Genomic DNA, 331 nt, shown 5'->3' on the forward strand with positions numbered 1-331 from the left:
GCTCTTGACTGTCCCAAGGGTCGGGAGGCGTTTCCCGCAGGACAGAGCGAAGCTTTACCAGGCCGTCTCGGCCGTTCAGGTCAGTGCCCTCAACACTGTCGAGCTCGAGTTCGACCGCCTGCTCCGGAATCACGCGGATGACGGAGTCTTCTGGCCCTAGCTGAACCGACACCGGAGTCGTGAGCATTGGCGCAACGATCTCCGACTCTCCGTCACGCGCAGACATGACCACATGACCCCATACGACCTCATGCGTCGCCGACGACGCCTCCGCCTCGAGGTGTAGGTCGTAGAGCGCAGAGTAGAGCTCACGGGCAGCGAAGGACGGCCG

General features: G+C 63.1%; 1 protein-coding gene. It reads right to left on the bottom strand.

Annotation, left to right across the window (positions count from 1 at the left end):
* Positions 1-187, bottom strand: a 187-nt coding sequence (locus BIU91_RS19235) for a hypothetical protein (protein ID WP_216099688.1), incomplete at its 3' end; no start/stop codon positions are given.
* Between the last annotated feature and the right edge of the window lie 144 nt (positions 188-331).

The sequence above is a fragment of the Curtobacterium sp. MMLR14_002 genome (genome assembly GCF_001864975.1).
Classification (GTDB): domain Bacteria; phylum Actinomycetota; class Actinomycetes; order Actinomycetales; family Microbacteriaceae; genus Curtobacterium; species Curtobacterium flaccumfaciens.